Genomic DNA, 21635 nt, shown 5'->3' on the forward strand with positions numbered 1-21635 from the left:
GCATCGCGGCCGCGGGCGACATCCGCGGCCGGGCCCGGCCGGCCTTCCGGCGCCCGGCCCGGACGCCGCTGCGTCCGTCGGGGGACGACCCCCGAGCCCCCGGCCGGTTCGGCTGTACCGTCGGTGGCATGGTGATCCGAGCAGTTGTCTGGGACGTGGACGACACCCTCTTCGACTACACCACCGCCGACCGCGAGGGCATGCGCGCCCATCTGGTGGCCGAAGGGCTCCTCGCCGGGTACGGGACGGCCGAGGAGGCCCTCGTGCGCTGGCAGGAGGTCACCGAGCAGCAGTGGGCGCGGTTCGCCGCGCGGGAGGTGGACTTCGAGACGCAGCGGCGCGACCGCACCCGGATCTTCCTGGACCGCCCGGAGCTGACGGACGCCGAGGCCGACGACTGGTTCCGGCGGTACGTCGCGCACTACGAGTCCGCCTGGAGCCTCTTCCCGGACGTGCTGCCCGTCCTCGACGCCCTCGCCGCCAGCCACCGCCACGCGGTGCTCTCCAACTCCAGCCTCCACGTCCAGGACCGCAAGCTGCGCGTCCTCGGCGTCCACGACCGCTTCGAGGCCATCCTGTGCGCCGCCGAGCTGGGCGTCTCCAAGCCCGAGGCCGGCGCGTTCCTCGCCGCCTGTGACGCGCTGGCGCTGCCCCCGGACCAGGTGGCGTACGTCGGTGACCACCCGGAGATCGACGGCCGGGGCGCCGCGGAGGCCGGGCTGCTGTCGGTGTGGATCGACCGCGGGAAGAAGTGGGTGGCCGTCGAACCGCCCGTGGGGCCGCGTCGTATCGCCTCCCTCTCCGAACTCCCCGCGGTGCTCGCCGCCGATACTCGTTTTGGAGCCCCGTCCACCTTCGGGTAATGTTCTTCCTGCGCCGAGGGGAGCGGGCCGGAAGGCCGGAACCCCAAGCGTCGAACTAGAACAAGAACCCCCCAGGGGCTTGCGTTCCAGTGGCCTATGGTGTAATTGGCAGCACGACTGATTCTGGTTCAGTTAGTCTTGGTTCGAGTCCAGGTAGGCCAGCTCGCAGAGCTCATCTGCACCCGCGGATCACATCCGCAAGCCCCCGTTGTGTAGCGGCCTAGCACGCTGCCCTCTCAAGGCAGTAGCGCCGGTTCGAATCCGGTCGGGGGTACTGGTTCCGATCATCTCGGGACTGCTAGGGCCCCCGTTGTGTAGCGGCCTAGCACGCCGCCCTCTCAAGGCGGTAGCGCCGGTTCGAATCCGGTCGGGGGTACTGACTGGTCTAAACCATCATTGGTCTATGGTGTAATTGGCAGCACGACTGATTCTGGTTCAGTTAGTCTTGGTTCGAGTCCAGGTAGACCAGCAGGATCTGCGGCAACGTATGATCCACGCCCCCGTTGTGTAGCGGCCTAGCACGCCGCCCTCTCAAGGCGGTAGCGCCGGTTCGAATCCGGTCGGGGGTACACGGTGAAAGCCCTCCACCTCGGTGGAGGGCTTTCGGCGTTCCGGCACACGTGTCCGGGAGCCGGGGGAGGGCCTGCCGCGGCGTTGGGGCGGGCCCGTTCCCACGGGGCGGTACGGACGGGTTTCAGGAGCGGCGCAGTGCCTCCGAGAGGCGGCCGGCGGCGTCGATGACGGCCTGGGCGTGCATCCGGCCCGGGTGGCGGGACAGGCGCTCGATGGGGCCGGAGACCGAGACGGCGGCCACCACCCGGTTCGACGGCCCGCGCACCGGCGCGGAGACGGACGCCACGCCCGGCTCGCGCTCACCGATCGACTGGGCCCAGCCCCGGCGTCGTACGCCCGAGAGGGCCGTCGCCGTGAACCGGGCGCCCTGCAGCCCCCGGTGCAGCCGCTCCGGCTCCTCCCAGGCCATCAGGATCTGCGCCGAGGAACCGGCCTTCATCGTGAGCGTGGAGCCCACCGGCACCGTGTCCCGCAGGCCCGAGAGGCGCTCCGCCGCGGCGACGCAGATGCGCATGTCGCCCTGGCGGCGGTAGAGCTGGGCGCTCTCGCCGGTCACGTCGCGCAGGTGCGTGAGCACCGGGCCCGCCGTGGCGAGCAGCCGGTCCTCGCCCGCCGCCGCGGCCAGTTCGGCCAGGCGCGGGCCGAGAATGAAACGGCCCTGCATGTCGCGCGCCACCATGCGGTGGTGTTCCAGCGCCACGGCCAGGCGGTGGGCCGTGGGTCGTGCCAGTCCGGTCGCCCCGACCAACCCCGCGAGGGTGGCCGGACCGGACTCCAGAGCGCTCAGGACGAGGGCCGCCTTGTCCAGAACGCCGACGCCGCTACTGTTGTCCATGCAACGATACTTGCGTCTCACTCTGTGAAACGCAAGTTCAATTTTCGGTGGAACCCGCCACCCTGGAAGCACGGAAGCAACGCGGCCCGTGGACCACCGGGCCTGGCGGCGGACGCCCGGAAGCAGGGGTGCGGGCGCCGTCTCCCCACAGATCTAGTTGGGCCGGCGCACCACCTGCCGGCCGGAGGGACAGCGATGGGTAGGACACTCGCGGAGAAGGTCTGGGACGACCACGTCGTCCGGCGCGCCGAGGGCGAGCCCGACCTCCTCTTCATCGATCTGCACCTGCTGCACGAGGTGACCAGCCCGCAGGCCTTCGACGGCCTGCGTAAGAGCGGCCGCCGGGTGCGCCGTCTCGACCTCACCATCGCGACCGAGGACCACAACACCCCGACCCTCGACATCGACAAGCCGATCGCCGACCCGGTCTCCCGGGTCCAGCTGGAGACGCTGCGCAAGAACGCCGCCGAGTTCGGCGTCCGGCTGCACCCGCTGGGCGACGTCGAGCAGGGCGTCGTGCACGTCGTGGGCCCGCAGCTGGGTCTGACCCAGCCCGGCATGACCGTCGTCTGCGGCGACTCGCACACCTCCACGCACGGCGCCTTCGGCGGACTCGCGTTCGGCATCGGCACCTCCCAGGTCGAGCACGTCCTGGCCACCCAGACGCTGCCCATGGCCCGTCCGAAGACCATGGCGATCACCGTCAACGGCGAACTGCCCGAGGGTGTCACGGCCAAGGACCTGATCCTGGCGATCATCGCGAGGATCGGCACCGGCGGCGGCCAGGGATACGTCCTGGAGTACCGCGGCGAGGCCATCGAGAAGCTCTCGATGGAGGCCCGGATGACCATCTGCAACATGTCGATCGAGGCCGGCGCCCGCGCGGGCATGATCGCCCCCGACGAGACGACGTTCGCCTACCTCGAGGGCCGTCCGCACGCCCCGAAGGGCGAGGACTGGGACGCGGCCGTCGCCTACTGGAAGACGCTGAGGACCGACGAGGACGCCGAGTTCGACGCCGAGGTCGTCATCGAGGCCGCCGAACTGTCGCCGTTCGTCACCTGGGGCACCAACCCGGGCCAGGGCGCCCCGCTTTCGGCGTCCGTCCCCGACCCGGCTTCGTACGAAGACGCCTCGGAGCGGCTCGCCGCCGAAAAGGCCCTGGAGTACATGGGGTTGGAGGCCGGCCAGGCGCTGCGCTCCATCAACGTGGACACCGTCTTCGTAGGTTCCTGCACCAACGGCCGCATCGAGGACCTGCGCGCCGCCGCGGACATCATCAAGGGCCGCAAAGTCGCCGACGGCGTGCGGATGCTGGTCGTCCCCGGCTCCGCGCGGGTGGGCCTGCAGGCCGTCTCCGAGGGCCTGGACGTGGTCTTCAAGGAGGCCGGCGCCGAGTGGCGGCACGCGGGCTGCTCGATGTGCCTGGGCATGAACCCCGACCAGCTCGCCCCCGGTGAGCGCTCCGCCTCCACCTCCAACCGCAACTTCGAGGGCCGGCAGGGCAAGGGCGGCCGCACCCACCTGGTGTCCCCGCAGGTCGCCGCCGCCACCGCGGTCCTCGGTCACCTGGCCTCCCCGGCCGACCTCGCCGCCGCCCCCACGCCCGCTGGAGTCTGATCAGCCATGGAAGCATTCACCACCCACACCGGCCGGGCCGTCCCGCTGCGCCGCAGCAACGTCGACACCGACCAGATCATCCCCGCCCACTGGCTCAAGAAGGTGACGCGCGACGGGTTCGAGGACGGGCTGTTCGAGGCCTGGCGCAAGGACGCCTCCTTCATCCTCAACCAGCCCGAGCGCGCGGGTGCGAGCGTGCTGGTCGCCGGTCCCGACTTCGGCACCGGCTCCTCCCGCGAGCACGCCGTCTGGGCGCTGCAGAACTACGGCTTCAAGACCGTGATCTCCTCCCGCTTCGCCGACATCTTCCGCGGCAACTCGCTGAAGAACGGCCTGCTGACGGTGGTCCTCGACCAGAAGACCGTGGACGCGCTGTGGGAGCTCACCGAGGCCGACCCCACCGCCGAGATCACCGTCGACCTCCGGGCCCGCGAGGTACGCGCCGAGGGCGTCACCGCCTCCTTCGAGCTCGACGAGAACTCCCGCTGGCGGCTGCTGAACGGGCTCGACGACATCTCCATCACGCTGCAGAACGAGGCGGACATCGCCGCGTACGAGGCGAAGCGCCCGTCGTTCAAGCCGAGGACGCTCACGGCCTGACCCCCACCGCGGCCGAAGTCCTCGCCAGAGGTCGACTTTCGGCCACCGGATCACCCCTCCCGTACCCCCGATCGCCCCGATCGGGGGTACGGGCGCGTCTGCCCCCGCCCGGTTCCGCGTGCCCTCTTGAGGGTCCTCAACTCGCCGCGTTATGAAGGTGGTTGTCGGGGTACACGTGTCACGTGCCCGTGATCTTCGCGTGTGTCCGGACGGTCGTCCGAGGCGGCAGTTGCCCCCTGGGCAGGCGACAACTCGCCCCAGATGGCACAATCTGTGCATGGAACACGACGGCCAACTCCAGCTCTATGCGGCGGTCGCGCTCCAGCTCAAGGAAGCGCACGCAAAAGTGCGCGCACTGCAAGTCCCGGAGGGCGTACGGATGGCGCTGACCCGGAAGCTGCTGGTCATTACGGCCGCGGCCAAACACGATCTTGCCGGTGCGGCAAGGCGTCTGGAGCGGTTCACCGAGGACCTCGACGAGGGTCGATTCCCCGAAGAGGAACGCTGAACCAGTCGAGACAGCCGAGTTCGTTGCGGCACAAGGGTGATTAGCCCGTTTCGTGTTTGATTTGCGGTATATATCTGCCTAACGTGCGAAAAAGCTTGAACACATTCGTTCTGGCGATGTCTCCGAAGGGGAAGACGTGAACAAGGCGCAGCTCGTAGAAGCGATTGCCGACAAGGTGGGCGGCCGCCAGCAGGCCGCCGATGCCGTCGACCACGTACTGGACGCCATCGTCCGCGCGGTCGTCTCGGGTGAGCGGGTTTCGGTCACCGGCTTCGGTTCGTTCGAGAAGGTCGACCGCCCGGCCCGTTACGCCCGTAACCCCCAGACGGGCGAGCGGGTTCGGGTCAAGAAGACCTCCGTTCCGCGCTTCCGCGCGGGGCAGGGTTTCAAGGACCTGGTGAGCGGCTCGAAGAAGCTGCCGCGTGGTGGTGAGGTCTCGGTCAAGAAGGCGCCCAAGGGCAGCCTGAGCGGGGGCGCCGCGGCCACGGTCAAGAAGGCCGCCGCGAAGAAGACGACGGCGAAGAAGGCCGCCACCGCGAAGACGGCGGCGAAGAAGGCCCCGGCGAAGAAGGCCACCACCAAGACGGCGGCGGCCAAGAAGACCACGGCCAAGAAGGCGCCCGCCAAGACCGCGGCGACGGCGAAGACCACCGCCGCGAAGAAGACGACCGCCAAGAAGGCCCCGGCGAAGAAGGCGACGGCCACGAAGGCGCCCGCCAAGAAGTCGACCGCGCGCAAGACGACCGCCAAGAAGACCACCGCCCGCAAGAAGTAGCGGGCCGGGGCCCCTCCCTTCGGGAAAGCGGCACTCACGCGCCGGGCCGGACTCCCTCGGGAGTCCGGCCCGCGGTGTGTCCGGGGGCGCCCCGGGCGGTCAGAACGTCTGGAGCGTCACCAGCGTGATCCGCCGGGCCCCGCCCTCGCCCTCGGTCTCGATGCGCACCCGCTGCCCGGGACGCAGCAGCAGCAGGCCCCCCGCGTCGAACGCCGGGGCGTCGAAGGGCACCGGCGTGCCGTCGTCCAGGAGCACCTGGCCGCTGCGGCTGTCGGGGTCGTAGGTGTACGCGGTGGCCTGCATGCCGGCAGCCTACTGCTCGGTGATGAGCGACCGCGCGGCGACCGCGGCCGTGTGGGGGCCGACGCCCAGTGCCAGAGCGGCCCGCAGGTCGTCGCCGGTGTCCACGTCCTGCCGCACCGAGTCCACACCGTCGAGGCCCAGCTCCACGGCCCCGGACTCCCGGTGCCGGGCCCGGGAGGCGGGGCCGAAGAACGGGCGCAGTTCCCGGCCCCGGCTCGCGGCCAGCAACGTCGTGCCGAGCCCGGCGGCGTCGGCGAGGAACGCGCGCGGGAACGCGGCGGCCGTGTCGAGGACGCGGGCCAGTTCCGACGGGCGGAGCGCCGGAAGATCGGCGTTGAGGGCCGCGACGCACGCCGCGCGGCGGGCGGCTCCCGCCACCGCCGCGCCATGGGTGAGGGCCGCGTTCAGACCGCCGCGCGGCTCGTCCGGGACGATTCCGGCGCCCAGCGCGGCCAGCTCCCGGGAGGCGAGGGCGTCGTCCGTGACGACCACCACATCCCGTACCGCCGGGCATTCCAGCGCGGCCGCCACCGTGTCCTGGGCGAAGGCGAGCGCCAGACCCGGGCGCAGACCGTCGTCCGCGGTGTCCGCGAGCCTGCTCTTGGCCCGGGCCAGCGGCTTCAGGGGTACCACCAAGGTCCACTGCACGAGTGTTACGTCCCTCTCTTGTCGCGGCCATTGTCACCCGGGGAACCGGGGACCAAGGGGGTCGGGGCGTACGGTGTTCTCGACAGACCGGCGGCCCGGGGCGACACTTGTGCGGCCCACCTGGCCTCCGGGTCCGGGCCCCGGGCCCGTCATTCGGAAGAGGAAGGTGTACTCGTGCCGCGCCGCAGAATCGGCTTCTGGTACCGCTTCGCCGCGGTTCTCTGCAAACCGCCGCTGGTGGTTCTGCTCAAGCGGGACTGGCGCGGAATGGAGAACATTCCGGCCGAGGGTGGATTTATCACCGCGGTGAACCACAATTCGCACATCGATCCCTTCGCCTACGCGCACTTTCAGTACAACACCGGACGCGTTCCGCGATTCCTGGCGAAGAGCGGGCTTTTCAACAAGGGATTCATCGGCGCCGCGATGCGCGGCACCGGGCAGATCCCCGTCTACCGCGAGAGCACCGACGCGCTCAGCGCCTTCCGGGCCGCGATCGACGCCGTGGAGCGCGGCGAATGCGTCGCCTTCTACCCCGAGGGCACCCTCACCCGCGACCCGGACGGCTGGCCCATGACCGGCAAGACCGGCGCCGCCCGCGTCGCCCTGCAGACCAAGTGCCCCGTGATCCCGGTCGCCCAGTGGGGCGCCAACGAACTGCTGCCCCCGTACGCGAAGAAGCCCAGCCTGCTGCCGCGCAAGACCCACCGCGTGCTGGCCGGGCCGCCGGTGGACCTCGACCGCTTCTACGAGCGGGAGATGACCCCGGAACTGCTCAAGGAGGCGACGGAGGTCATCATGGCGGCCGTCACGCGCCAGCTGGAGCAGATCCGCGGCGAGCAGGCCCCCGAGACGCCGTACGACCCGCGCCGTGAGCGGATCGAGCAGCGCCGCAGGACGCACACCCAGAAACGGGAGGAACGGGCGCGGGACGGCAGGCCCACCGCGCGGGAAGAAGGGCTGGGCACGTGAGCGAGCCGGTCAAGGCAGCCGTCTTCGGCACCGGATCGTGGGGGACGGCCTTCGGCATGGTCCTCGCCGACGCGGGCTGCGACGTCGTGCTGTGGGGACGGCGCCCCGAACTCGCCGAGGCGGTCAACTCCACCCGCACCAACCCCGACTACCTGCCCGGGATCGAACTCCCGGAGAACCTGCGGGCCACCGCGGACGCCGCCGAGGCCGCGCGCGACGCCGACTTCACCGTCCTCGCGGTCCCCTCGCAGACGCTGCGCGGCAACCTCGCCGAGTGGACGCCGCTGCTCGCGCCCGGCACGGTCCTGGTGTCGCTGATGAAGGGTGTCGAACTCGGCTCCGCGATGCGGATGAGCGAGGTGATCGACGACGTCGCCAAGGTCGGCGCCGACCGCATCGCCGTGGTCACCGGCCCCAACCTGGCCCGGGAGATCGCCGCCCGGAGGCCGGCCGCCGCCGTGGTGGCCTGCACCGACGAAGGCGTCGCCCAGCGGCTCCAGGCCTCCTGCCACACGCCGTACTTCCGGCCGTACACCAACACCGACGTCGTCGGCTGCGAACTGGGCGGCGCCGTGAAGAACGTGATCGGTCTCGCCGTCGGCATCGCGGACGGCATGGGGCTCGGCGACAACGCCAAGGGCTCGCTCATCACCCGCGGCCTCGCCGAGACCACCCGGCTCGGCGTCGCGCTCGGCGCCGACCCGCTGACCTTCTCCGGACTCGCGGGCCTGGGCGACCTGGTGGCCACCTGCTCCTCGCCGCTGTCGCGCAACCACACCTTCGGCACCAACCTCGGCAAGGGCCTGACCCTCAAGGAGACCATCGCGGTCACCAAGCAGACCGCGGAGGGCGTCAAGTCCTGCGAGTCGGTGCTGGACCTGGCCCGCCGGCACGGCGTCGACATGCCGCTCACCGAGACGGTCGTCTCCATCGTGCACGAGGGCAAGCCCCCGGTGGTCGCCGTCGAGGAGCTGATGTCGCGCAGCGCGAAGCCCGAACGACGCTGAGCGACGGCCCCCTCCGTTCGGCTCACGCACGGCGTTGCGGGCGCTGTGTCCCGGTCCTGCGGGCAGGTACTCTCATCGCGATATGAGCACCGAGAACCTCCCCCAGAGCCCCGAGCAGCCGTCCCGCAAGCCGCGTGTGGCCGTCGTGTTCGGCGGGCGCAGCTCCGAACACGGGATCTCCGTGGTCACCGCCGGTGCCGTCCTCAAGGCCATCGACCGGACCGCGTACGACGTCCTGCCGATCGGCATCACCCCCGGCGGCCGCTGGGCGCTCACCGCCGACGAACCGGAACGCATGGCGATCAGCGACCGCCGTACGCCCAGCGTCGACCAGCTCGCCGAGTCGACGGAGGGCGGCGTGGTGCTCCCCGTCGACCCCGCCAGCCGCGAAGTCGTCTACAGCGAGCCGGGCTCGGTGCCCAAGGTGCTCGGCGAGGTCGACGTGGTCTTCCCGGTGCTGCACGGCCCCTACGGTGAGGACGGCACCCTCCAGGGCCTCCTGGAGCTCTCCGGCGTCCCCTACGTCGGCTCGGGCGTGCTCGCCTCGGCCGTCGGCCAGGACAAGGAGTACATGAAGCGGGTGTTCACCTCCTTCGGGCTGAAGGTCGGCCCGTACGTGGTGATCCGGCCGCGCGAGTGGCAGCGGGACGAGTCCGCCGCCCGCAGGAAGATCGTCGACTTCGCCGGCGAGCACGGCTGGCCGCTGTTCGTGAAGCCCGCCCGCGCGGGCTCGTCGATCGGCATCACCAAGGTCGACGACATCTCCGGCCTGGACGAGGCGATCGCCGAGGCCCAGCGCCATGACCCGAAGATCCTCGTCGAGGCGGCGCTGCGCGGCCGCGAGATCGAGTGCGGCGTGCTGGAGTTCGAGGACGGCCCGCGCGCCTCGCTGCCGGCCGAGATCCCGCCGCCCGACGCGCACGCGTACTACGACTTCGAGGCCAAGTACATCGACTCCACGCCCGGCATCGTGCCCGCGCCGCTGACCGACGAGGAGACGGCCGAGGTGCGGCGGCTCGCGGTGGAGGCGTTCGACGCGGCCTCCTGCGAAGGGCTGGTCCGCGCGGACTTCTTCCTCACCGAGGACGGCGAGTTCGTGATCAACGAGATCAACACCATGCCCGGCTTCACGCCCATCTCGATGTACCCGCAGATGTGGCAGGCCACCGGGGTGAGCTACCCGGAACTGGTCGACCTGCTGGTGCGGGCGGCGCTGCGCCGGTCGACCGGACTGCGCTGAGCCACCGCGCACGCGCGCCTCAGAAGGCGATCCCCTCGGGGATCGCCTTCTTCAGGGCCGGGGCGAGATCGATCAGTACGCCGGTGCCGTCCCGTCCGCCGGCCACCTCGATCTCGACGTAGGCCTCGCGGTTGGCGGTGGTGAAGCGCTGCACGCCGTCGTCCCGCGTCTCCATGAGCCAGTCGACGCCGTTCACTCCGCCCGGCACCGCGTCGGCGTCGTTGCCGTTGGCCACCTTGGGGTCGGCCATCTTCGGGGGTCGTTCGACACCGCACCGCAGTATGATCGCCACGCCGCCCCAGCCCGCGGTCAGTTCGGACGCGGGTTCGGGATCGTCGCGACTCTCACCGTCCACCTTCGCCGGCAGGGCCTCGTCCAGGTTCCGGCACAGTTCGGTGACCTTCGCGTCCGGGCTGGGAACCGCCGTGGACGCGCTGTCGTCTGCCGAGGAGCAGCCCGCGGCGGTGATCAGCACCGCGAGCGCGGACAGGACGGTGTGCCGGTGACGGAAAGAGTTCACCGGCACAGGGTAGACGGGGGCTACAGATGGACGACCGGACAGGTCAGGGTACGGGTGATGCCCTCCACTTGCTGGACTTTGGCGACCACCATGCGGCCCAGGTCGTCGACGGTGTCGGCCTGGGCGCGCACGATCACGTCGTACGGTCCGGTCACGTCCTCGGCCTGGATGACTCCAGGGATCTTGCCGATCAGCTCGGCGACGGTCGACGCCTTGCCGACCTCCGTCTGGATCAGGATGTACGCCTGTACCACGGAACCTCCAGGGCGGCCACGAGGATCATGTGGGGAAAAGGAACGCCACGGTATCGCGTCGCCGCTCGTCGCGGGGAGACCTGCGGGAACCGGGCCTTGCGCGCCGGGGTACAGGCACGGGGGGAGTTGACGGTCATTTCGACCGTAGCGAGGACTCGGACCACCCGCGACCGGGCACGGACAGGGATAGAAGGGTCGAAAGGGAAATGAAGGGCACTGTTGGTGAGCTCGGCGAGTTCGGGCTCATCAGGGAGCTCACCTCCCGTCTCACCACCACCCCGGCGGTCCGGGTCGGTCCCGGCGACGACGCCGCGGTGGTCTCCGCGCCCGACCGCAGGGTCGTGGCCAGTACCGACATCCTGCTGGAGGGCCGGCACTTCCGCCGCGACTGGTCCACGGCCTACGACGTCGGCCGCAAGGCCGCCGCGCAGAACCTCGCCGACATCGCCGCCATGGGCGCCGTGCCGACCGCTCTGCTGCTCGGCCTCGTCGTCCCGGCGGAACTGCCGGTGACCTGGCCCAGCGAGCTGATGGACGGCCTGCGCGACGAGTGCCAGGTGGCCGGTGCCGCGGTCGTCGGCGGCGATGTCGTGCGCGGCGACACGATCATGGTGTCGATCACGGCGCTCGGCGATCTGCGCAACCAGGAGCCCGTGACCCGGGGCGGCGCGCAGCCGGGCGACCTCGTCGCGGTGACCGGCTGGCTGGGCTGGTCCGCGGCCGGGCACGCGGTGCTCTCCCGCGGTTTCCGCTCGCCGCGCGCCTTCGTCGAGGCGCACCGCCGTCCCGAACCGCCGTACCACGCGGGACCGGCCGCAGCCGGTCTCGGCGCGACCGCGATGTGCGACGTGAGCGACGGGCTGATCGCCGACCTCGGGCACATCGCCGAGGCCAGCAAGGTCCGCATCGACATCCGCTCCGGCGCGATCGACATCCCCTCGCAGATGAACGACATCGGCCAGGCCGTCGGCGTCGACCCCATGCAGTGGGTGCTGACCGGGGGAGAGGACCACGCGATCGTGGCGACCTTCCCGCCGGACGTGAAGCTGCCCGCCCGCTGGAAGGTGATCGGCGAGGTGCTCAACCCGTCGGCGCTGCCCCAGGTGACGGTCGACGGGGCGCCCTGGACGACCCAGGGCGGCTGGGACCACTTCGGGGACATCGAGTCATGAGCGCGCCGCCGCCCAGGGTGCTCACCGTCGCCGGCTCCGACTCCGGCGGCGGTGCCGGCATCCAGGCCGACCTGAAGACGATGCTCGCGCTCGGTGTGCACGGCATGAGCGTGCTCACCGCGGTGACCGCGCAGAACTCCCTGGGCGTGCAGGGCGCCTGGGAGCTGCCCGTGGAGGCGGTGCGGGCCCAGTACCGCAGTGTCGTCGACGACATCGGGGTGCAGGCGGTCAAGACCGGCATGCTGTCCTCCGCCGAACTCGTCGAGGCGGTGGCCGACTTGATCGCCGGCACGGACGCGCCGGCGGTCGTCGACCCGGTGGGGGTCTCCAAGCACGGGGACCCGCTGCTGGCCGCCTCCGCGCTGGACTCCGTACGGACGAGGCTGCTGCCGGTGGCGACCGTGGCCACCCCGAACCTGGACGAGGTGGCGCAACTGACCGGCGTACGGGTCGAGACGGAGGACGGTCTGCGCCGGGCGGCCCGGGCGGTACTGGACTTCGGGCCGCGCTGGGTGGTGATCAAGGGCGGCCACCTGTCCGGCGACGCCGTGGACCTGCTCACCGACGGATCCGAGGAGCACTGGCTGCGGGCCCCGAGACACGACAACCGCCACACCCACGGCACGGGCTGCACGCTGGCGTCGGCGATCGCGTCACACCTGGCGACGGGCCGCCCGGTCCCGGAGGCGGTGAAGGAGGCCAAGGCCTACGTCACCGGCGCCATAGCCTCCGGCTTCGCCCTGGGCACGGGCATAGGCCCGGTGAACCACGCCTGGAACCTTCAGAACCGCACCTGAGCCCGCCACTCCCGCGGTCGCTGCCGTCATTCCCGCGGGCAGCCGTTGCCGTTGTTCCCGCGGGCAGTCGTGCCTCCCCCAGTGCCTCAAGGCCCTGGGAGGTGCCCCCGGGGCGATGGGGGTCCCCCCGCCCGAGCGCAGCCGAGGGTGGGGGAGGGTGGGCGGTGGGGGTCCCTCCCGCTCATGGGGGCCCCTCCCGCTCGAGCGAAGCCGAGAGTGGGGGAGAAGCCGAGAGCGGGGGAGGCACCACGCAAGCGCCGGGCTGCGCAACCCACCCCCGGCCCACCCCGCCCGCCGGCCACCCCGCAAACGCACCGGACCACAGCAAAAAGCCGGCCCACCCCAAGGTGGACCGGCTAAGTGCGGCGAAACCGGCTATGGCCGCGCGCTCAGCGAAAGCGTCAGCGCGAGACCTTGCCGGCCTTGATGCACGAGGTGCAGGCGTTCACGCGCTTCGGCGTCCCGCCGACCACGGTACGCACGCGCTGGATGTTCGGGTTCCAGCGACGGGGCGTACGGCGGTGCGAGTGCGAGATGTTGTTGCCGAAGCCCGGCCCCTTGCCGCAGACGTCGCAGTTGGCAGCCACGGGTCACTCCAAAGACTTCAGATGCACTTACGGTTGATCCCGGCAGGCCGGGATCGAAATTCCGGGCTCCAGGAGCCCCGTGGAATCTGAGTGGCGTTACCGGGTGAGAGGCCCGATCGGATCGGGCAACCGGAGCAGCATACAACGGCTGCACCCGTAGAACGAAACTACCACGGCAGCTCAGAGGCCCGCCTCCGGCCCTCTTCCGGTGGGCGGCGCCCCACGGTCTACGCTGCCTGCCACGGCCGGCAGCTCAGGGAGGCGCAGGTGGCGCAGGTGCCGCAGACATTCTTCGATGCTCTCGCGGTGCGTTCCTGGTGCGGTCTCGCGCTCGAGGCGCTGGGACGGGCCCGTGAGGAGATCGACGCGATCAACGTCTACCCGGTGGCGGACGGGGACACCGGGACGAACCTCTATCTGACCGTCGAGTCGGCGACCGCGGCGGTGGAAGCGGTGTTCGAGGGGCACCGGGCCGGCGGGGACCGGCGGCCCACGCTGGCCGACGCCGTACGGGCGATGGCGCACGGGGCGCTGATCGGCGCCCGCGGCAACTCCGGAACGATCCTGGCGCAGCTGCTGCGCGGCATGGCCCAGGAGCTGGCCGGTGACGAGGCCCCGGCGCACGCCGACGGGGAGGGGCTGCGGACCGCCCTGCGGCACGCGGCCGACTCCGCGCGCCAGGCGGTCGCGCATCCCGTCGAGGGCACGGTCCTCACCGTCGCCTCGGCCGCCGCCGACGCGGCCGGCCGGACGGAGGGCGACTGCGGGGCGGTGGCGCGGGCGGCTCACGAGGGAGCCCGCGCGGCGCTCGCCGAGACCCCGGCCCGGCTGGCCGTCCTCAAGCGCGCCGGAGTGGTCGACGCGGGCGGCAGGGGGCTGGTGGCGGTGCTCGCGGCACTGGTGGAGACGCTCACGGGGGAGGCGCCGCGGGGCATGCCCGCGGCGGGCGGCCCGTGGAGCGGTTCCGTGCGCACCGCCGGTCCCGTGCCGCACGCGCGCGTGGAGGAGGCCGGCGGCCTCGGTGAGTGCGCGGACGGCGGTGCCGTGCCGGAAGCGGGGGCCGGGGGACCGGCCTTCGAGGTGATCTATCTGCTGGAGGCCGGGGACGCGGCCGTCGCGCGGCTGCGGGACCGGCTCGACGCGCTGGGCGACTCGCTCGTGGTGGTCGGCGGGGACGGGCTGTGGAACGTCCACGTACACGTCGACGACGCGGGCGCCGCCGTGGAGGCCGGGGTCGAGGCCGGACGGCCGTACCGGATCCGGATCACCCACTTCGGCGCGGGGGACGTCCACACGACCGGGGCGGAGCCGGCGGCGCCCGGGGAACGCGCTCAGCGGGCCGTCGTGGCCGTGGTGCCCGGCGAGGGCCTGGCGGGCCTGTACGCCGAGGCCGGCGCGACCACCGTGCTGGCCCGTCCCGGGGAGCCGCCCGCGAGCGGTGAACTCGTCCAGGCGGTACGGCGTGCGCACGCGCGGGAGGTGGTGCTGCTGCCCAACGACGCCGACCTGCGCCACACCGCCGCCGCGGCGGCCGAGCAGGTCCGGGCGGAGGGCGTCCGGGTGGCCCTCATCCCGACCCGCTCCGCGGTCCAGGGCATCGCGGCGCTCGCGGTGCACGAGCCGGAGCGCCGCTTCGACGAGGACGTGGTGTCGATGACGTCGGCGGCGGGCGCTACCCGCTACGCCGAGGTCACCGTCGCCGAGCGCCAGTCCTGGACCATGGCGGGCATCTGCCAGGCCGGGGACGTCCTCGGCCTGGTCGACGGGGACGTGGCCGTGATCGGGCAGGACCTCACGGCCACCGCCGAGGCCGTCCTGGACCGCATGCTCGCGGCCGGCGGCGAACTGGTCACCCTGGTCCTCGGCGACGGCACCCCCGATTCCGTCGCCGCGCACCTGGAGACCCGCGTCCGCGAGGGCTACCTCGCCGTCGACACGGTGGTGTACCACGGCGGCAGACAGGGTGCCCTGCTGCTCATCGGGGTGGAGTGACCCCGGCGGGACTTCCGCGAGGAGCCGGGCCCGGCGCCCGCGTGTTGTCAGTGCCGTGGTGTGCAATGGATCCCGTGCCCGCACTCGACGAACCACTGAAGAAGGTGCTCGGCCCCGCCACCGCCAAGGTGATGGCCGAGCACCTCGGCCTGCACACCGTCGGCGACCTCCTGCACCACTACCCGCGCAGATACGAGGAGCGCGGCCAGCTCACCCACCTCGCCGACCTCCCCATGGACGAGCACGTCACGGTGGTCGCCCAGGTCGCCGACGCCCGCCTGCACACCTTCGCCTCCGCCAAGGCCCCGCGCGGCAAGGGCCAGCGCCTGGAGGTGACCATCACGGACGGCAGCGGCCGGCTGCAACTGGTCTTCTTCGGCGCCGGTGTCCACAAACCGCACAAGGAACTCCTGCCGGGCACCCGCGCGATGTTCGCCGGCAGGGTCTCCGTCTTCAACCGCCGCCTCCAGCTCGCCCACCCCGCGTACGAGTTGCTGCGCGGTGACGCCGAGGAGACGGTCGAGACCTGGGCCGGAGCCCTCATCCCGATCTACCCCGCCACCGCCAAGCTGGAGTCCTGGAAGATCGGCAAGGCGCTCCAGACGGTGCTGCCCAGCGCCCAGGAGGCCGTCGACCCCCTCCCGGAGTCCCTCCGCGCGGGCCGCGGCCTGGTCGCCCTCCCCGAAGCACTCCTCAAGATCCACCGCCCGCACACCAAGGCGGACATCGAGGACGCCCGCGCCCGCCTCAAGTGGGACGAGGCCTTCGTCCTCCAGGTCGCCCTCGCCCGCCGCCGCCACGCCGACGCGCAGCTTCCCGCCGTGGCCCGCCGCCCCGAGCCGGACGGCCTCCTCGCCGCCTTCGACGACCGCCTCCCCTTCGCCCTCACCGAGGGCCAGCAGAAGGTCTCCGCCGAGATCTTCGCCGACCTCGCCACCGAACACCCCATGCACCGCCTGCTCCAGGGCGAGGTGGGATCGGGCAAGACGCTGGTCGCCCTGCGCGCCATGCTCGCCGTCGTCGACGCGGGCGGACAGGCGGCGATGCTCGCTCCCACCGAAGTGCTCGCCCAGCAGCACCACCGGTCGGTCACCGAGATGATGGGGGAGCTGGCCGAGGGCGGGATGCTCGGCGGAGCCGACGGCGCCACCAAGGTGGTGCTGCTCACCGGGTCCATGGGGGCGGCGGCGCGGCGCCACGCGCTGCTCGACCTGGCCACCGGTGAGGCCGGTGTCGTCATCGGCACGCACGCGCTGATCGAGGACAAGGTGCAGTTCCACGACCTGGGGCTGGTCGTGGTCGACGAACAGCACCGCTTCGGCGTGGAGCAGCGCGACGCCCTGCGCGGCAAGGGCAAGCAGCCCCCGCACCTGCTCGTCATGACCGCCACCCCCATTCCGCGCACGGTCGCGATGACGGTCTTCGGCGACCTGGAGACCTCCGTCCTCGACCAGCTCCCGGCCGGCCGCTCGCCCATCGCCAGCCATGTCGTCCCGGCCGCCGACAAGCCGCACTTCCTCGCCCGCGCCTGGGAGCGCGTCCGCGAGGAGGTCGCGAACGGGCACCAGGCGTACGTGGTCTGCCCGCGCATCGGCGACGAGGAGGACGACCCGAAGAAGGCCGGCCGGAAGAAGTCCCCCGAGGACGAGGCGGAGAAGCGGCCCCCGCTCGCCGTCCTGGACATCGCGGAGCAACTGGCGAAAGGACCGCTGCGAGGGCTCCGGGTCGAGGTCCTGCACGGGCGCATGCAGCCCGACGACAAGGACGCCGTCATGCGCCGCTTCGCCGTCGGCGAGGCCGACGTCCTGGTCGCCACGACCGTCATCGAGGTCGGGGTCAACGTCCCCAACGCCACCGCGATGGTGATCATGGACGCCGACCGCTTCGGCGTCTCCCAGCTCCACCAGCTGCGCGGCCGGGTCGGCCGCGGCTCGGCCCCGGGCCTGTGTCTGCTGGTCACCGAGATGCCCGAGGCGAGCGCGGCCCGGCAGCGGCTGAACGCGGTCGCCTCCACCCTCGACGGCTTCGAACTCTCCCGCATCGACCTGGAGCAGCGCCGCGAGGGCGACGTCCTGGGCCAGGCCCAGTCCGGCACCCGCTCCAGCCTGCGCGTGCTCGCCGTCATCGACGACGAGGAGATCATCGCCGAGGCGAGGGAGGAGGCGGCGGCGGTGGTGTCCGCCGACCCGGACCTGACGGGCCTGCCCGCCCTGCGCACGGCGCTGGACGCCCTGCTGGACGACGAGCGGGAGCAGTACCTGGAGAAGGGCTGACAGACTGGGACGGCCCACCGACCAGCACCCACCGACAAGGACCGAGGACATGACTCGCGTGATCGCCGGCGCGGCCGGCGGACGCCGCCTGGCCGTTCCGCCGGGACAGGGGACCCGCCCGACCTCCGACCGCGCGCGCGAGGGCCTCTTCTCCACCTGGCAGTCCCTGCTCGGCGGCCCGCTGGACGGCGACCGCGTCCTCGACCTGTACGCCGGTTCCGGCGCCGTCGGCCTGGAGGCACTGTCCCGTGGCGCGGGACACGTCCTGCTGGTGGAGGCCGACGCCCGCGCCGTTCGCACGGTCCGGGAGAACGTGAAGTCGCTCGGACTCCCCGGCGCCGAGATCAGATCCGGCAAAGCGGAACAGATCATCCGTGCCGCGCCCCCGCAGGAGCCCTACGACCTCGTCTTCCTCGACCCGCCCTACGCCGTCTCCGACGCCGATCTTCGCGAGATCCTGCTCACACTCCGCGCGGAGGGCTGGCTCGCCGAAGAAGCCCTCGTCACCGTGGAGCGCAGCACCCGAGGAGGGGAATTCGGCTGGCCACCCGGCTTCGAGGGGATCCGGGCCCGTCGCTACGGCGAGGGAACGTTTTGGTACGGTCGCGCCGCCTCTACGTGCGAAGACGCACGATGACCGGACCGGAGAGCGAGGGATCACAAGTGCGCCGCGCCGTATGCCCCGGGTCGTTCGACCCGATCACCAACGGACACCTCGACATCATCGCCCGGGCCTCCCGGCTGTACGACGAGGTCTACGTCGCGGTGATGATCAACCAGTCCAAGAAGGGCCTGTTCGCGATCGAGGAGCGGATCGACCTGATCCGCCGGGTCACCGCCGAGTACGGCAACGTCCGCGTCGAGGCCTTCCACGGCCTGCTCGTCGACTTCTGCAAGCAGCGCGACATCCCCGCCATCGTCAAGGGCCTGCGCGCGGTCAGCGACTTCGACTACGAACTGCAGATGGCCCAGATGAACAACGGCCTCTCGGGCGTGGAGACCCTCTTCGTCCCCACCAACCCCACCTACAGCTTCCTGTCCTCCTCGCTCGTCAAGGAGGTCGCGGCCTGGGGCGGCGACGTCGCCCACCTGGTGCCGCCGGAGGTCCTGACGGCCCTCACCGAACGCCTGCGCCAGGACTGACCGTCCGTACCGGCCGCCCGGTGTCCACCGGACGCCCCAGGGCCGTACAGTCGTCCCGTCCGTCTCCAACACAGCTGTAGAGAGTGGCGAGCACACGGTGGACGTGCAGAAGAAGCTCGATGAGATCGTCGCCGCGGTCTCCAGTGCCCGGTCGATGCCCATGTCGGCCTCGTGCGTGGTCAACCGCGCCGAACTGCTCGCGATGCTCGAAGAGGTGCGCGCGGCGCTGCCCGACTCCCTCGCCCAGGCCGAGGAACTGATCGGCGGCCGGGAGCAGATGGTCGAGCAGGCCCGCCAGGAGGCCGAGCGGATCATCGAGGGCGCGCACGCCCAGCGCGGCTCCCTGATCTCCGACACCGAGATCGCCCGCCGCTCCCAGGCCGAGGCCGACCGGATCCTCGAGGAGGCCCGCAAGGAGGCCGAGGAGGTCCGCGCGGAGGCCGACGACTACGTCGACTCCAAGCTGGCCAACTTCGAGGTCGTCCTCACCAAGACGCTCGGCTCGGTCGGCCGCGGCCGCGAGAAGCTGCTCGGCACCGGCCCCGGCCTCGACGAGCAGGGCTACGAGGACGAGGACGCCCCCGAGCGCAGCCACGACCCGGAGACCCTGCGCCGCAGCGCCGACGAGTACGTCGACGTCAAGCTCGGCGCCTTCGAGGCGGTCCTCGCCAAGACCCTGGAGGCGGTCGGGAAGGGCCGGCAGAAGCTGCACGGCCGGATCGCCAGCGACGACCTCGGCGCCCTCGCCAACGACCCGACGACCGTCCAGCACTCCAGCGACGCCGACTACCTCGCCGACCTCGCGTCCCTCGCCGAGCAGGACGCCGCCCCGGCCAAGCGGCCCGAGCCGCAGCAGCAGACCTACGCCCAGCCGGAGCCCGCGTACGGCTACCAGCAGCAGCCGGACCCCTACGCCGACTACCAGCAGCCGTACGGCGGCGGGCAGGACGCCTACGGCTATCAGCAGCAGCCGGACCCGTACGCCGCGTACCAGGGCTACGACGCGCAGGCGTACGACCCGAACCAGGGGCAGCAGGCCGGTCACGACCAGCAGGCCCAGCAGGGCTACGCCCTGGACGAGACCAGCCTCTTCGACACCAGCATGATCACGCCCGAACAACTGCGGGCCTACGAGCGCGAGCGGGGTCTGTAGGGGCGGATTGGGCCGAGAGCGAAAGGTCCAGTATCCTGGCTCTTCGGTCGCGCTTGTGTCCGCGATCCACGCTGCCCGGGAACATCGCACGGCAGCGGTACCTCTGAGCTCGAAGACCGAAAGCAGGAATGGCCCTGAACGCCCGCCTCGACCACCGCAACCCCCTCGTGTTCGACACGCACGAGCTGGGGCGGCGGCCCGGTGCGCTGCAGCGCCTGACCCGCACGGTCGACGCTCCCCAGGACCTCGGGATCAAGGACGTCATCGGAGTGCCGGAAGGCGCCCCGGTGGAGCTCGAACTCCGGCTCGAGTCGGTCATGGAAGGTGTGCTCGTCACAGGCACCGCCCGTGCCAAGGCCGAGGGGGAGTGCGTAAGGTGTCTGGAGCCGCTGGAGCAGGAGCTCGAAGCGGACTTCCAGGAGATGTTCTCGTACCCTGACGCCGACGACCGGGGCCGCGTGATCGCGGAACCGGGCGACGACGCCGAGGACGACGAGGACAGGCTCTTCCTCGAGGACGGCATGTTCGACCTCGAGCCCGTGCTGCGCGATGCGGTGGTGCTCGCACTGCCGATGCAGCCGGTGTGCCGGGAAGACTGCCCGGGTCTGTGCTCCGAGTGCGGAGCACGGCTCGCCGACGACCCGGACCACCACCACGACGCCGTCGACATCCGTTGGGCGGCTTTGCAGGGACTCGCCGGCACCGTCAAGGACGGCGAGAAGGACGAGATGAGCGGCGCCGAACCGGGCGTCGACGAGAAGCAGGAGAAGTAGCCGTGGCTGTTCCGAAGCGGAAGATGTCGCGCAGCAACACGCGCCACCGCCGGTCGCAGTGGAAGGCTGCGGTCCCCACCCTGGTTGCGTGCGAGCGCTGCCACGAGCCCAAGCAGCAGCACATCGCGTGCCCGTCTTGCGGCACTTACAACAAGCGCCAGGTCCTCGAGGTCTGAGCGGCCGGTGAGAGGCACTGTGTCGACGCCGAAGAAGAACTCAGCGGACAACCAGGCCTCGTCCCACACGCTTCTGGAAGGGCGGCTCGGGTACAAGCTCGAGTCCGCCCTTCTGGTGCGTGCGCTGACCCACCGTTCCTACGCGTACGAGAACGGCGGCCTGCCGACGAACGAGCGGCTGGAGTTCCTCGGGGACTCCGTGCTCGGCCTCGTCGTCACGGACACGCTGTACCGCACCCACCCCGACCTGCCCGAAGGCCAGCTGGCCAAGCTGCGGGCCGCGGTGGTCAACTCGCGTGCGCTGGCGGAGGTGGGCCGTGGGCTCGACCTGGGCTCCTTCATCCGGCTCGGCCGCGGTGAAGAGGGCACGGGCGGCCGGGACAAGGCGTCCATCCTCGCCGACACCCTGGAAGCGGTGATCGGCGCGGTCTATCTCGACCAGGGCCTGGACTCGGCGGCGGAGCTGGTGCACCGCCTGTTCGACCCGCTGATCGAGAAGTCCTCCAACCTCGGTGCCGGCCTGGACTGGAAGACCAGTCTCCAGGAGCTCACCGCGACCGAAGGGCTCGGCGTGCCCGAGTACCTGGTCACGGAGACCGGCCCCGACCACGAGAAGACCTTCACTGCTGCCGCCCGCGTCGGAGGCGTCTCGTACGGCACCGGCACCGGCCGCAGCAAGAAGGAGGCGGAGCAGCAGGCCGCCGAGTCCGCGTGGCGCGCCATCCGGGCCGCGGCGGACGAGCGCGCCGAGGCTGCGGCGCTGGCCGAGGAGACCGTCCGGGCCGCCGAAGCCAACGCCTCCGGGAAGAGCGCCGACGCCCCGTCGGCCTCCGCCTGACGCACCACACGAC

Annotated in this window: 24 protein-coding genes and 5 tRNA genes; 23 read left to right on the top strand and 6 right to left on the bottom strand. The window is 71.6% G+C overall.

All coding sequences use genetic code 11. The annotated features are described in order from the left end of the window. Positions 1-128: 128 nt before the first annotated feature. The 6 genes from AB0A94_RS04885 (at position 129) to AB0A94_RS04910 (ending at position 1432) form a co-directional block, all read left to right on the top strand. Positions 129-863 (top strand): HAD family hydrolase, encoded by a 735-nt coding sequence (locus AB0A94_RS04885; protein WP_361739191.1) that lies wholly within the window; start codon positions 129-131, stop codon positions 861-863. Positions 864-953: 90 nt separating this feature from the next. Continuing rightward, positions 954-1025, top strand: a tRNA-Gln gene (locus AB0A94_RS04890). A 39-nt stretch (positions 1026-1064) separates the two neighbouring features. Continuing rightward, positions 1065-1137, top strand: a tRNA-Glu gene (locus AB0A94_RS04895). Between the two features lie 29 nt (positions 1138-1166). Next, a tRNA-Glu gene (locus tag AB0A94_RS04900) sits at positions 1167-1239 on the top strand. 21 nt (positions 1240-1260) lie between these two features. Next, positions 1261-1332 (top strand) — tRNA-Gln (locus AB0A94_RS04905). 27 nt (positions 1333-1359) lie between these two features. Beyond that, positions 1360-1432 (top strand) — tRNA-Glu (locus tag AB0A94_RS04910). Positions 1433-1557: 125 nt separating this feature from the next. Here the strand turns inward: AB0A94_RS04910 and ndgR are convergent. Beyond that, positions 1558-2271 carry an IclR family transcriptional regulator NdgR gene (gene ndgR, locus AB0A94_RS04915; RefSeq protein ID WP_030866220.1) on the bottom strand — a complete coding sequence of 238 codons (714 nt, stop codon included), beginning with the start codon at positions 2269-2271 and terminating at the stop codon, positions 1558-1560. A gap of 195 nt (positions 2272-2466) precedes the next feature. Here ndgR and leuC point away from each other — a divergent pair, with 195 nt between their 5' ends. The 4 genes from leuC (at position 2467) to AB0A94_RS04935 (ending at position 5774) form a co-directional block, all read left to right on the top strand. Continuing rightward, positions 2467-3891, top strand: a complete 1425-nt coding sequence (leuC, locus tag AB0A94_RS04920; RefSeq protein WP_361738926.1) for a 3-isopropylmalate dehydratase large subunit — start codon at positions 2467-2469, stop codon at positions 3889-3891. A 6-nt stretch (positions 3892-3897) separates the two neighbouring features. Beyond that, positions 3898-4491: a 3-isopropylmalate dehydratase small subunit gene (leuD, locus tag AB0A94_RS04925; protein WP_361738929.1), complete on the top strand. Its 594-nt coding sequence runs from the start codon at positions 3898-3900 to the stop codon at positions 4489-4491. Positions 4492-4768: 277 nt separating this feature from the next. Beyond that, the gene (locus tag AB0A94_RS04930) at positions 4769-4999 is read left to right on the top strand and encodes a hypothetical protein (protein ID WP_361738932.1); all 231 of its coding nucleotides are present in this window, start codon (positions 4769-4771) and stop codon (positions 4997-4999) included. A 136-nt stretch (positions 5000-5135) separates the two neighbouring features. Further along, positions 5136-5774 (top strand): HU family DNA-binding protein, encoded by a 639-nt coding sequence (locus AB0A94_RS04935; RefSeq protein WP_217130604.1) that lies wholly within the window; start codon positions 5136-5138, stop codon positions 5772-5774. 99 nt (positions 5775-5873) lie between these two features. Here the strand turns inward: AB0A94_RS04935 and AB0A94_RS04940 are convergent, their stop codons facing one another. Beyond that, positions 5874-6077 (bottom strand): hypothetical protein, encoded by a 204-nt coding sequence (locus tag AB0A94_RS04940; RefSeq protein WP_030824720.1) that lies wholly within the window; start codon positions 6075-6077, stop codon positions 5874-5876. 9 nt (positions 6078-6086) lie between these two features. Next, positions 6087-6725, bottom strand: coding sequence for a 2-phospho-L-lactate guanylyltransferase (cofC, locus tag AB0A94_RS04945; protein ID WP_361738936.1), 639 nt, complete (start codon positions 6723-6725; stop codon positions 6087-6089). 174 nt (positions 6726-6899) lie between these two features. Here cofC and AB0A94_RS04950 point away from each other — a divergent pair, with 174 nt between their 5' ends. The 3 genes from AB0A94_RS04950 (at position 6900) to AB0A94_RS04960 (ending at position 9944) form a co-directional block, all read left to right on the top strand. Beyond that, positions 6900-7697, top strand: a complete 798-nt coding sequence (locus tag AB0A94_RS04950; protein WP_361738939.1) for a lysophospholipid acyltransferase family protein — start codon at positions 6900-6902, stop codon at positions 7695-7697. Next, on the top strand, positions 7694-8704 hold the full coding sequence (locus AB0A94_RS04955) for an NAD(P)H-dependent glycerol-3-phosphate dehydrogenase (RefSeq protein WP_361738942.1): 1011 nt from the start codon (positions 7694-7696) through the stop codon (positions 8702-8704). The genes AB0A94_RS04950 and AB0A94_RS04955 overlap by 4 nt, the downstream gene beginning before the upstream one ends. A gap of 82 nt (positions 8705-8786) precedes the next feature. After that, complete coding sequence (locus tag AB0A94_RS04960; protein ID WP_361738945.1) at positions 8787-9944, top strand: D-alanine--D-alanine ligase family protein; 1158 nt, start codon at positions 8787-8789, stop codon at positions 9942-9944. 19 nt (positions 9945-9963) lie between these two features. Here AB0A94_RS04960 and AB0A94_RS04965 read toward each other — a convergent pair whose 3' ends face one another. Beyond that, positions 9964-10464, bottom strand: a complete 501-nt coding sequence (locus tag AB0A94_RS04965; RefSeq protein WP_361738947.1) for a DUF3515 domain-containing protein — start codon at positions 10462-10464, stop codon at positions 9964-9966. Between the two features lie 20 nt (positions 10465-10484). Next, a complete protein-coding gene (locus AB0A94_RS04970) occupies positions 10485-10718 on the bottom strand; it encodes an Lrp/AsnC ligand binding domain-containing protein (protein ID WP_188336642.1) in 234 nt (77 codons plus the stop codon). Between the two features lie 206 nt (positions 10719-10924). Between AB0A94_RS04970 and AB0A94_RS04975 the strand changes: the two genes are divergently transcribed. Together AB0A94_RS04975 and thiD are read left to right on the top strand one after the other, a co-directional pair. After that, complete coding sequence (locus AB0A94_RS04975; protein WP_030866190.1) at positions 10925-11890, top strand: thiamine-phosphate kinase; 966 nt, start codon at positions 10925-10927, stop codon at positions 11888-11890. Continuing rightward, complete coding sequence (thiD, locus tag AB0A94_RS04980; protein ID WP_361738951.1) at positions 11887-12687, top strand: bifunctional hydroxymethylpyrimidine kinase/phosphomethylpyrimidine kinase; 801 nt, start codon at positions 11887-11889, stop codon at positions 12685-12687. Before AB0A94_RS04975 ends, thiD begins: the two co-directional genes overlap by 4 nt. A 401-nt stretch (positions 12688-13088) precedes the next feature. On the opposite strand, the gene rpmB is transcribed toward thiD, so the two are convergent. After that, positions 13089-13274 (bottom strand): 50S ribosomal protein L28, encoded by a 186-nt coding sequence (gene rpmB, locus AB0A94_RS04985; RefSeq protein WP_004924906.1) that lies wholly within the window; start codon positions 13272-13274, stop codon positions 13089-13091. A gap of 267 nt (positions 13275-13541) precedes the next feature. On the opposite strand from rpmB, the gene AB0A94_RS04990 reads away from it, so the two are divergent. From AB0A94_RS04990 to rnc, 8 genes are all read left to right on the top strand, one after another. Beyond that, a complete protein-coding gene (locus AB0A94_RS04990; RefSeq protein WP_361738954.1) occupies positions 13542-15266 on the top strand; it encodes a DAK2 domain-containing protein in 1725 nt (574 codons plus the stop codon). 65 nt (positions 15267-15331) lie between these two features. Further along, on the top strand, positions 15332-17539 hold the full coding sequence (gene recG / locus AB0A94_RS04995; RefSeq protein ID WP_361738957.1) for an ATP-dependent DNA helicase RecG: 2208 nt from the start codon (positions 15332-15334) through the stop codon (positions 17537-17539). Between the two features lie 49 nt (positions 17540-17588). Beyond that, positions 17589-18176, top strand: coding sequence for a 16S rRNA (guanine(966)-N(2))-methyltransferase RsmD (rsmD, locus tag AB0A94_RS05000; protein ID WP_361738960.1), 588 nt, complete (start codon positions 17589-17591; stop codon positions 18174-18176). A 26-nt stretch (positions 18177-18202) separates the two neighbouring features. Beyond that, entirely contained in the window at positions 18203-18682 is a 480-nt protein-coding gene (gene coaD / locus AB0A94_RS05005; RefSeq protein ID WP_361738963.1) for a pantetheine-phosphate adenylyltransferase, read from the top strand. A gap of 97 nt (positions 18683-18779) precedes the next feature. Continuing rightward, positions 18780-19835, top strand: a complete 1056-nt coding sequence (locus tag AB0A94_RS05010; protein ID WP_361738965.1) for a cell division initiation protein — start codon at positions 18780-18782, stop codon at positions 19833-19835. A gap of 128 nt (positions 19836-19963) precedes the next feature. Beyond that, positions 19964-20608 (top strand): YceD family protein, encoded by a 645-nt coding sequence (locus AB0A94_RS05015; RefSeq protein WP_361738968.1) that lies wholly within the window; start codon positions 19964-19966, stop codon positions 20606-20608. Positions 20609-20610: 2 nt separating this feature from the next. Next, the gene (gene rpmF / locus AB0A94_RS05020) at positions 20611-20784 is read left to right on the top strand and encodes a 50S ribosomal protein L32 (protein ID WP_003951102.1); all 174 of its coding nucleotides are present in this window, start codon (positions 20611-20613) and stop codon (positions 20782-20784) included. A 19-nt stretch (positions 20785-20803) separates the two neighbouring features. Continuing rightward, the gene (gene rnc / locus AB0A94_RS05025; protein ID WP_361739193.1) at positions 20804-21622 is read left to right on the top strand and encodes a ribonuclease III; all 819 of its coding nucleotides are present in this window, start codon (positions 20804-20806) and stop codon (positions 21620-21622) included. Positions 21623-21635: the final 13 nt, after the last annotated feature.

Origin of the sequence: Streptomyces sp. NPDC044984 (genome assembly GCF_040646935.1) — a bacterium.
Classification (GTDB): Bacteria; Actinomycetota; Actinomycetes; order Streptomycetales; family Streptomycetaceae; genus Streptomyces.

Bases quoted from the DNA above. Each gene is read 5' to 3' on its own strand.
- thiD (WP_361738951.1), top strand. From the start codon at position 11,887: ATGAGCGCGCCGCCGCCCAGGGTGCTCACCGTCGCCGGCTCCGACTCC.
- AB0A94_RS04975 (WP_030866190.1), top strand. From the start codon at position 10,925: ATGAAGGGCACTGTTGGTGAGCTCGGCGAGTTCGGGCTCATCAGGGAG.
- rsmD (WP_361738960.1), top strand. From the start codon at position 17,589: ATGACTCGCGTGATCGCCGGCGCGGCCGGCGGACGCCGCCTGGCCGTT.
- AB0A94_RS04930 (WP_361738932.1), top strand. From the start codon at position 4,769: ATGGAACACGACGGCCAACTCCAGCTCTATGCGGCGGTCGCGCTCCAG.
- AB0A94_RS05015 (WP_361738968.1), top strand. From the start codon at position 19,964: ATGGCCCTGAACGCCCGCCTCGACCACCGCAACCCCCTCGTGTTCGAC.
- AB0A94_RS04885 (WP_361739191.1), top strand. From the start codon at position 129: ATGGTGATCCGAGCAGTTGTCTGGGACGTGGACGACACCCTCTTCGAC.
- leuD (WP_361738929.1), top strand. From the start codon at position 3,898: ATGGAAGCATTCACCACCCACACCGGCCGGGCCGTCCCGCTGCGCCGC.
- AB0A94_RS04940 (WP_030824720.1), bottom strand. From the start codon at position 6,077: ATGCAGGCCACCGCGTACACCTACGACCCCGACAGCCGCAGCGGCCAG.
- ndgR (WP_030866220.1), bottom strand. From the start codon at position 2,271: ATGGACAACAGTAGCGGCGTCGGCGTTCTGGACAAGGCGGCCCTCGTC.
- recG (WP_361738957.1), top strand. From the start codon at position 15,332: ATGGATCCCGTGCCCGCACTCGACGAACCACTGAAGAAGGTGCTCGGC.
- leuC (WP_361738926.1), top strand. From the start codon at position 2,467: ATGGGTAGGACACTCGCGGAGAAGGTCTGGGACGACCACGTCGTCCGG.
- AB0A94_RS04960 (WP_361738945.1), top strand. From the start codon at position 8,787: ATGAGCACCGAGAACCTCCCCCAGAGCCCCGAGCAGCCGTCCCGCAAG.